The sequence below is a fragment of the Lamprobacter sp. genome (assembly GCF_034860625.1).
Lineage (GTDB): Bacteria > Pseudomonadota > Gammaproteobacteria > Chromatiales > Chromatiaceae > Lamprobacter.
In genome coordinates this window covers 1-6702 of sequence record NZ_JAYESN010000183.1, presented here as the reverse complement: position 1 = coordinate 6702, position 6702 = coordinate 1, and the positions used below count along the sequence as shown (strand labels likewise).

The 6702-nt window shown below is 62.0% G+C and carries 10 protein-coding genes; all 10 read left to right on the top strand.

Translation table 11 applies throughout. From position 1 onward, the window contains the following. Positions 1-277 (top strand): hypothetical protein (locus tag VBE63_RS23405; RefSeq protein WP_323685426.1); only part of this gene is annotated, 277 nt, incomplete at its 5' end. Positions 278-306: 29 nt separating this feature from the next. Beyond that, positions 307-534, top strand: coding sequence for a DUF433 domain-containing protein (locus VBE63_RS23400; protein WP_323685425.1), 228 nt, complete (start codon positions 307-309; stop codon positions 532-534). Further along, complete coding sequence (locus VBE63_RS23395; protein WP_323685424.1) at positions 531-875, top strand: DUF5615 family PIN-like protein; 345 nt, start codon at positions 531-533, stop codon at positions 873-875. The genes VBE63_RS23400 and VBE63_RS23395 overlap by 4 nt, the downstream gene beginning before the upstream one ends. 15 nt (positions 876-890) lie before the next feature. Beyond that, positions 891-1133 (top strand): DUF2281 domain-containing protein, encoded by a 243-nt coding sequence (locus VBE63_RS23390; protein ID WP_323685423.1) that lies wholly within the window; start codon positions 891-893, stop codon positions 1131-1133. 47 nt (positions 1134-1180) lie between these two features. Further along, on the top strand, positions 1181-1417 hold the full coding sequence (locus VBE63_RS23385) for a hypothetical protein (protein ID WP_323685422.1): 237 nt from the start codon (positions 1181-1183) through the stop codon (positions 1415-1417). A 70-nt stretch (positions 1418-1487) separates the two neighbouring features. Beyond that, entirely contained in the window at positions 1488-1784 is a 297-nt protein-coding gene (locus VBE63_RS23380) for a hypothetical protein (protein ID WP_323685421.1), read from the top strand. Positions 1785-1822: 38 nt separating this feature from the next. Further along, on the top strand, positions 1823-2047 hold the full coding sequence (locus VBE63_RS23375; RefSeq protein ID WP_323685420.1) for a DUF2281 domain-containing protein: 225 nt from the start codon (positions 1823-1825) through the stop codon (positions 2045-2047). A 12-nt stretch (positions 2048-2059) separates the two neighbouring features. Further along, positions 2060-3181 (top strand): AAA family ATPase, encoded by a 1122-nt coding sequence (locus tag VBE63_RS23370; RefSeq protein WP_323685419.1) that lies wholly within the window; start codon positions 2060-2062, stop codon positions 3179-3181. Positions 3182-3184: 3 nt separating this feature from the next. After that, positions 3185-3814, top strand: a complete 630-nt coding sequence (locus tag VBE63_RS23365) for a DUF3226 domain-containing protein (RefSeq protein ID WP_323685418.1) — start codon at positions 3185-3187, stop codon at positions 3812-3814. Between the two features lie 347 nt (positions 3815-4161). Then, the coding region (pglZ, locus tag VBE63_RS23360; protein ID WP_323685417.1) for a BREX-1 system phosphatase PglZ type A at positions 4162-6702 on the top strand (2541 nt) is incomplete at its 3' end.

Here is a 6702-nt window from a genome sequence, read left to right as displayed (position 1 = left end):
CGTCCCGCTGCAAAGCAAAATGGCCGCGCGCATCGACAGCCTCGCCGACGACATCGAAGCCGCCAGCAGCGGCGCCCAGGCCAAGCGCCTGCAGAAAGAACGCGACAAGCTCGGCAAACAGCTCGACGAGCTACGCCGCTTCGACGAACAACTGCGCCATTACGCCGACCAGCGCATCGCGCTCGACCTCGACGACGGCGTCAAGGTCAACTATGGCAAGTTCGGCAACCTGCTCGCCGAGGTGAAGACGGTCACCGGTAAGAGCGAAGCCGCATAATTCCCGCATGCAGCTTGAGGAGCACGACCATGCACTACAGAGAACGCATCACGCTTGAGGCCGGTAAACGCGGCGGAAAGCCCTGTGTGCGAGGTCTTCGCATCACGGTCTATGATGTCCTCGATCAGCTCGCGGCGGGTTTGTCCGCGGATGAGATCATCGATGACTTTCCGGAGCTGGAACCGGACGACATCCGGGCCTGCCTGCAATTTGCGGCCGATCGCGAACGTCATATCGGCGAGCTGCGCTGTGCATGAAGCTGCTGCTTGACGAGAATCTGTCGCGGCGACTCGTGCCCTTCCTGCAAGACGACTTCCCGGGAAGCTCGCAGGTTGCGCTGGCTGGGTTGGAGCGCGCCAGCGACCGCGAAGTTTGGGAGTATGCCCAGCGAAATGGCTTCGTGGTTGTGACCAAGGATTCCGATTTTCACGAGCTGAGCCTGCTACTCGGCGCACCGCCTCGCGTCGTCTGGTTACAGCTTGGCAACGCATCCCGGTCGCACGTGCTGCAGCGACTGCTGGAGAATGCTACGGAGATCGAGCGGCGCTTGCTCGACGGCGAGACCGACTGTTTGATCGTTGGTAGAAATGATCGTTAACCGCTAACCACCAAAATGTCCATCGCAGAGATCATCTACGCGCATAGCCGCCGGCTTCCCGAACAAGCGGCCCGCGAGGCGCTGAGCTACATCGAGTTCCTCGAACAGCGCTCTGGCGCGCGCACGCCGACTGAGGCCGAACAGGACGATACCGAGGCGTTTCTTGCGGCGATCGCTGGAGGATTGAGTGATGACTTTCCAGACGACATCGCCGACGCGGATCTGCGCAAAGACGTCCCTCGCCAGGATCTCGACTGATGCCCTATCTTCTCGATGCTAACCACTAACCACTAGCCACTAACCCAATGCAACCCATTCGCATCATCTACGAGGACACACCGGATTCGATTCCAGTGCCCGAGGCACTTTGCCACAAAAAGACGGAGATCAATCTGTGGCCCCTTGAAGACAATGGGTTAGTCATGGAGCCGAACGACGCAGCAGACAGCGGCGGACGCAAGCCAGGTAGTGCGCGCGGAAAACTCACCATCATTGCGGACGACGATGAGCACTTGGATGATTTCAAGGACTACTTGCCGTGAGGCTCTTGCTGGATACAGATGCCTTCCTGTCCTACGGCGCGACGCGCTTCTGGTAACGGAATTGTGAGGCATGGACACCAACGCACCATCGATGCTCGACGCGAGCGCACCGAACAAGACGGCCATCGACAGCCTCGCCGACGACATCGAGGCCGCCAGCAGCGGTGCCCAGGCTAAGCGCCTGCAGAAGGAACGCGACAAGCTCGGCAAGCAGCTGGACGAGCTGCGCCGCTTCGACGAGCAGCTACGCCACTACGCCGACCAGCGCATCGCGCTCGACCTCGACGACAGCGTCAAGGTCAACTACGGCAAGTTCGGCAACCTGCTCGCCGAGGTGAAGGCGGTCACCGGCAAGAGCTCGGACTAGGCGGCCGCCCGTTCTCCACTCATCGCTATCCACACACCATGACCATCGCAGAGATCATCTACGCGCGTAGCCGCCGGCTTCCCGAGCAAGCCGCTTGCGAGGCCCTAAGCTATGTCGAGTTTTTGGAACATCGCTATGGTGTTCGGCCAGCCGCTGAGGCCGAACAGGATGATACCGAGGCATTTCTTGCGGCTGTCGCTGGAGGATTGAGTGCCGACTTTCCGGACGATGTCGCCGATCAGGAATCGTCACAAATCAAATGAAGAGACTCAACCATGGCGCTATTCATCGATAGCCTTGAAGTCCGCGGGTTCAGGGCCTTTACCGATCTAAAGATCGACTCGCTCGGCAAGGTCAATCTGATTACCGGGAGAAACAATTGCGGTAAGTCTACCTTGCTGGAGGCCGTCAGAATGCTCGCCACGGGCGGGGCACTCAGAACGATCTTCGATATCCTCGATTACCGGGAGGAGCTCGGTTCCGCCAACGAATCCGAACGCACCTATCAACCGGAGGATTTGTCGCCATTCTGTAACCTCTTCACCGGTTTTCCAAACTTGGCGTCGGGTGGGGAAGGATTCACTATCGCGGCAAGCGGGGCGCGCCCTGAGGCCATTTCCAAAATCGAGGCCAACATTCATTGGTTCGTCCGGAAGACGGATGCCGGGACGTCGGGTCTCAGATTTGAACCTGCCGCCGACGATCTTTTCGATGAGATAGATGCCTTCCCTGCTTTGGATCTCGATGTTTCGGGACGCAAGCGCGTTGTACCGCTGGACCGGCTGCGACGCCGTACACCGATGCGTGCTGACGCCGATATTAGCCCTGCCCCTTGCGTCTACCTCGATCCCTTCAGCTCTCGCTCGACCAGTCAGATGGGGGCGCTTTGGGATGCGATTGCGCTGACCGACGTGGAGCAGGAAATCGTCAAGGCACTGAGACTGGTCTCCGAAGACATACAGGCGGTGCAAATGGTCGGTGGAGACGAACGCTGGGCTCATGGACGCACGGCCATCGCAAAGAGTGCCCGTTATACGTCACCAGTGCCTTTGAAGACCTTCGGCGACGGCGTCAATCGGCTGTTCGGCATCATCCTGTCGCTCTGTAATGCAAGAAACGGCGTTCTGTTGGTCGATGAAGTCGAAAACGGTCTGCACTACTCGGTACAAAGCGACATCTGGCGCACCCTGTTTCGACTGGCGCGGGACTTAAACGTGCAGGTCTTTGCCACCTCGCATAGCTGGGATTGTGTCCGCGCCTTCCAGGAGGCCGCCCAGGAAAGCCCGGAAGCCGGCGTCCTCGTCCGCCTTGCCAACCACAACGACAAGATCGTTCCGACCCTGTTCTCTGAGCACGAGTTGGCAATCGTGACGCGTGATGAGATCGAGGTAAGGTAAGAGATGCCCGGCAAACGCGTATTAATGGTGGAAGGGGCGGATGACGAACATGTGGTCAAGCACATTTGTGGGGGGAGAAGCCTCGGAAACATCGAAATCATTCGTCAATATGGCGGAAAAGCCCCCTTGCTCGAAGGGATCGGTGCCCGGCTCAAGGAAAGTGAAATCGCCGCGCTGGGCATCCTGATCGACGCCGATACCGATCTTCAATCGAGCTGGCAGGCGGTGACCGACCGACTGCGCCAAGCGGGCTACAACCAACTCCCGGCTCTGCCTGTGCCGGAAGGCACGGTCATTCCCGCGCCGGGCAATTTGCTCTTGCCGCGAGTCGGCATCTGGTTGATGCCGGACAATCGGCTACCGGGCATTCTCGAGGACTTTGTGGCATTTCTCGTGCCACCCGCCGATCCGCTGTTCGCGCATGTTGAGGCTTCCATTGACCAGATTCCGCCGGGACAACGCCGGTTCGACGAACTGAAGCGCCCGAAGGCGACGATTCACACGTGGCTTGCATGGCAGCAGGAACCTGGAAAGCCACTGGGCCAAGCGATCTCCGCGCGTTATCTCGACCCCCATTTACCCGGCGCCGATACCTTTGCCCAATGGCTGCAACGCCTTTTCTTCTCAGCATGAAATCCAACAAGAAGCTCATCGATCCAATGGAACCCATTCGCAGCATCTACGAAGGCACACGATTCGATTCCTGTTCCTGAACAGCTTCGCCACCGAAAAACAGAGATCATTCTGTGGCCACTTGAAGATCAAGCGTCGTCAAAGGAGTCGACCTCCGACGCAGACAGCCGTCAACGCAAGCCTGGTCCTGCGCGTGGCAAGTTCACCATCATCGCTGACGACGATGAACACCTTGCCGACTTCAAGGACTATATGTCGTGAGGCTGTTGCTGGATACGCACACGTTCCTTTGGCTCATCCTTCGATCCTTACGGCGTGACGCGTCTCGGGTAGCGGCATCCTGACGAATGGATACGCAACGCATCACCGACGCCCTAAACGAGCGCTTCCACCAAGACGGCCACCGCCTGGTGTTCTGGCATGACCCGGACCGAGAGTTTGAGGAGAGCCTCGGCGACCTGGACCTGAACGAGGTCTCGGTGCTGCGCCTCGACACCCTGCCAGCGCTGGAGCTGAAGGTACGCCTAGAGCTGGACGACCCCGCCGGCCGCTATCTGCTCTACGCCCCGTTCCCGCCACCGCCACCGGATGAGGACTGGCTGCTCGACATCCGCCTCTACAGCGGTAGCTTCAGCGCCGACCGTGCCTCGATGCTGCTCGCGGACCTGGGGCTGACCACGCAGTCGCTGCGCGCGCATCTGGCCGAGCGGGCCAGGTTCTTCGCCAGCCGCGAGCGCCTGGAGCGGCTGAAGAAGCTGGTCAGCACCGATGACACCGCGACCGACCTCGACCGCAAGCTGATCGCGGTGCTGGTCAAGGCTGATCACCCCGAGTTCTTCACGTTGCTGATCACCTTGCTGGACGGGATACCGGACGGCCAGCTCGACACCGCGCCGCCGGTTTGGCCGGATCTCGCCAAGTACGACGTCGAAGCGGCCTTCTGGGACCTGGTCGAGACCCACTTCGGCTGGCGCGACCCGACGCCAACGCTGAAGGGCCTACTGATTCGGCTCATGGTCTCCGACCTGGCCAACGCCCTCGGCAGCGCCTTGCCCGCCGGCCTCGCGCACCTGGTGCTGCCCCAACGCGGGATGGCCAACGCCGTCGTCTGCCTAGCGCAGTGGCGCGACAGCAGCGCCCGCAGCCCGTCCTACGAGCGCCTCTCCGCCGCCGTCGCCGAGACGATCAAGCTCGATCAGCAACTCAGCGGCCTGGGGCTGGACGCCCTGCAGGAGGCCAAGACCTTCCTGCGCGTTGAGCAGGCCATCGCCGGGCGGCTGCGCGACCGGGTGCTGGACAGCGCCGATACCATCGACGCCGAGGCCATCCGTGCCGTCGTCGCCGGTCGGCAGGATGGCTACTGGGCCGCGACCACGCTCGCCGATACTGAGGCCGCTCCGCGCCAGGCTCTGCATGCCGTTTACCAGGCCCTGGCGACCGCCGCCGACCTCTTCGCGCTGCACAACGCCGAAGCGCTGCGCCCGGAACCCGCTGATGCCCCGGCGCTGTTCACGGCCTACACCGAGCGCCTGTACCGCTTCGATCAGCACTACCGGCACTTCTGCGAATGCGCCGATGCCGCCGAGGCCCGAGGCTGGGACATCCTGAAAGCCCTGCGTGAGCGGGTCGAGCAGACCTACGGTACCGGCGTCATCGCCGAGCTAGCGCTGCGCTGGAACAAGCACCTGGCCAACGGCCTGCTGCAGCACTGGCGGCTGCCAGAGGTGCCCAACCAACAACACTTCTTCGAGCGTGAGGTCGCACCGATCCTGGCCAAGGGGCCGGAGCGGCGGGTGTTCGTGATCATCAGCGACGCCTTCCGCTACGAGGCCGCCCAGGAATTGACCGCGCGGCTCAATGGCCGCTACCGCTTTGATGCCAAGCTCGGCGTGCAGCTCGGTGTGCTGCCGTCCTACACCGGGCTCGGTATGGCCACGCTGTTGCCCCACAAGCAGCTCGACTACGACGCCAACGGCAGCCCGCGCGTCGATGGCCAGCCCTGCAGCTCGCTGGAGCAGCGCGCCAAGGTGTTGGCCAACGTCGAGGGCATCGCGGTCAAGGCCGAGACCTTCATGGCGATGAAAAAGGACGAAGGCCGCGCCTTCATCAAGCCGCATCGGGTGGTCTACATCTACCACGACCGCATCGATGCCATCGGCGACAAGCTCGTCACCGAGGCCGAGACCTTCCATGCCGTGCGCCAGACCATCGACGAGCTGGCGGATCTGACCGCCAAGATCGTCAACAGCCTCAACGGCACTCAGGTGCTGATCACCGCCGATCATGGCTTCCTGTTCCAGGAGCGCCCGCTGGGCGAGACGGATAAGAACAAGCTGAGCGATCAGCCGCCCGGCACGGTGCGGGCGAAGAAACGCTACCTGCTCGGGCACAACCTGCCCGAGAGCGATCAGGCGTTTCATGGCTCCACGACGATCACTGCCGGCGCGGGCGGGGCCAACATCCACGGCACAGGCGGCGCGATGGAGTTCTGGGTCCCCAAGGGAGCCAACCGCTTCCACTTCGTCGGCGGCGCGCGCTTCGTCCATGGCGGAGCAATGCCGCAGGAGATCGCGGTGCCGGTGGTCCGCGTGCAGCACCTCAGAGGCAGCGACAAGGCCGCCAAGACCCAGGTGCGCACCGTCGGTGTCAGCGTGCTCGGCAATAACTTCAAGGTCACCACCAACCGCCACCGCTTCCAGCTGATCCAGACCGAGCCGGTCGGCGAGCGGGTCAAGCCCGCCACGCTCAAGATCGCGCTCTACGACGGCGAGGAGCCGGTATCCAACGTCGAGACCCTGACCTTCGACAGCACCGCCAAGGACATGAACCACTGGAAGAAGACCGTCAGCCTGACCCTGGAAGGTCGCCGCTTCGACAGCAAGTGGGTC

Excerpts from the sequence above, each read along its gene's own strand:
- VBE63_RS23400 (WP_323685425.1), top strand. The coding sequence starts at position 307 with ATGCACTACAGAGAACGCATCACGCTTGAGGCCGGTAAACGCGGCGGA.
- VBE63_RS23395 (WP_323685424.1), top strand. The coding sequence starts at position 531 with ATGAAGCTGCTGCTTGACGAGAATCTGTCGCGGCGACTCGTGCCCTTC.
- VBE63_RS23390 (WP_323685423.1), top strand. The coding sequence starts at position 891 with ATGTCCATCGCAGAGATCATCTACGCGCATAGCCGCCGGCTTCCCGAA.
- VBE63_RS23385 (WP_323685422.1), top strand. The coding sequence starts at position 1,181 with ATGCAACCCATTCGCATCATCTACGAGGACACACCGGATTCGATTCCA.
- VBE63_RS23380 (WP_323685421.1), top strand. The coding sequence starts at position 1,488 with ATGGACACCAACGCACCATCGATGCTCGACGCGAGCGCACCGAACAAG.
- VBE63_RS23375 (WP_323685420.1), top strand. The coding sequence starts at position 1,823 with ATGACCATCGCAGAGATCATCTACGCGCGTAGCCGCCGGCTTCCCGAG.
- VBE63_RS23370 (WP_323685419.1), top strand. The coding sequence starts at position 2,060 with ATGGCGCTATTCATCGATAGCCTTGAAGTCCGCGGGTTCAGGGCCTTT.
- VBE63_RS23365 (WP_323685418.1), top strand. The coding sequence starts at position 3,185 with ATGCCCGGCAAACGCGTATTAATGGTGGAAGGGGCGGATGACGAACAT.